General features: G+C 61.8%; 2 protein-coding genes and 1 pseudogene. 2 read left to right on the plus strand and 1 reads right to left on the minus strand.

The features are described from left to right. The coding region (locus EN884_RS35330; protein WP_128361099.1) for a response regulator at positions 1-588 on the plus strand (588 nt) is incomplete at its 5' end. Positions 589-599: 11 nt separating this feature from the next. On the opposite strand, the gene EN884_RS35335 is transcribed toward EN884_RS35330, so the two are convergent. Beyond that, positions 600-1,169 carry a putative glycolipid-binding domain-containing protein gene (locus EN884_RS35335; RefSeq protein WP_063170342.1) on the minus strand — a complete coding sequence of 190 codons (570 nt, stop codon included), beginning with the start codon at positions 1,167-1,169 and terminating at the stop codon, positions 600-602. 285 nt (positions 1,170-1,454) lie between these two features. On the opposite strand from EN884_RS35335, the pseudogene EN884_RS35340 reads away from it, so the two are divergent. Then, positions 1,455-1,605 (plus strand): annotated as a pseudogene (locus tag EN884_RS35340) (bifunctional 3-demethylubiquinol 3-O-methyltransferase/2-polyprenyl-6-hydroxyphenol methylase); the annotation flags it as partial.

Genomic DNA, 1,605 nt, shown 5'->3' on the forward strand with positions numbered 1-1,605 from the left:
CCCTTCTTCACCACCAAGCCGGTCAACAAGGGCACCGGCCTTGGATTGAGCCAGGTGTTCGGCTTCGTCAAACAGTCGGGCGGCCACGTCAACATCTATTCCGAGCCCGGCGAAGGCACGACAATCAAGATCTACTTGCCGCGGTATTTCGGCGCCGAAGAGCCGGCCGTGCCCACCGGGCGCGGCGACAACTCCGCCGCACCGGTCGCCGAAACGATCCTTGTCGTCGAGGATGATGCCCGCGTGCGGGTCTCCACCACCGAGGCCATACGCGAACTCGGATACACCGTCATTGATGCCGCGAGTGGCGAGGAAGCGTTGCAGAAACTGGCGGAAAACCCGAAGGTCGCCCTGCTGTTCACCGACATCGTCATGCCCGTCATGAACGGCCGCAAGCTGGCGGAAGAGGCCGTTGCCCGCATGCCGCTGCTGAAGGTGATCTTCACCACCGGCTTCACCAGGAACGCCGTGGTCCACAACGGCGTGCTCGACCACGACGTGCATTTCCTCGCCAAGCCCTTCACCATCGAGCAACTGGCAGCGAAACTGCGTGACGTGCTTGGCACGACGCAGGTCGCAGCGGACTGATCACAATCGCTTCAGCCTGACGCAGCCGCGCGTCTCCAAAGGCCGGGATAGTCGACAACGAAGCCGTGCGGCGAGACGTTGAGGGTCTCGTCATAGCCGAACACCGGCGCGGCATAGGCATAGCGAACCGTGTCGAGACGCCGATAGGTCTGATCGAGGCGCACCAGGCTCAGTTCAGGGAAAGTCAGGTAGGCGGCCGGGGCAGGCGACGCTTCGCCGATCCCGAGGCCATACCGGCGGATCGCCAGCAGGTTCGATGCCGGTGTGAAGCCAAGATCGACGTCGACAAGACCGTCGACACCCTGCTGGACTTCGCCGTTCAGCGTCCACTGGCCGTTGAAATCGCGTTCGATCGCATAGTGCAGCTGGCGCGTGCCGAGAAAGCCTTCGACAAGCGCCGCCCGCGTGTGCCAGCCGGCATCGCAATTCACCCCGTAGGCGAGGCAGCACGGCTTGCCGTCCTGGATGAAGATGGCTTGTCCCTTGAGGCTGTGCCCGCCATCGGTCTGCGCAAGCAGACAGGCATCATGCCCCTCCACGTCCAGCCGATGCCAGAGGATCGAAGCCGTCATTGCTGTCATCGTCACCTCCTTCGAGTTCAAAACGATGATGTGTTCCTTCGCCCGCCAGGCCAATTGTGTTTCACCGCAGCGCACTCCAGCTGACATGCCCTGACAGAATCCGGCTCCCTGCCGGCAGAGGAAAATTGTTGCCTTGACATTCGCGGCTTCACGCCCGACTTCCTAGCGCATGACCCCGAAATCGAAGTCGATTTCGGAAAGGATCATGCGCAGAATCTAAAGTGCTACAGCGTCCTTTGCGCGTCCAAGAGGACGCGCGGCGCTGTAGTGTCGAGGAGACCAACTATGCCAGAGCCCCGACGATCGACGATCGATGCCGGAGAAGTGGAACGCTTTTCCGCCCTTGCCGCCGAATGGTGGAACCCGAACGGCAAGTTCCGTCCCCTGCACAAATTCAATCCGGTCCGGCTGGCCTATATCCGCGACCAGATAGCGA

The sequence above is a fragment of the Mesorhizobium sp. M7A.F.Ca.AU.001.01.1.1 genome (genome assembly GCF_004022735.1).
In the GTDB taxonomy this organism is placed as follows: Bacteria; Pseudomonadota; Alphaproteobacteria; order Rhizobiales; family Rhizobiaceae; genus Mesorhizobium; species Mesorhizobium ciceri.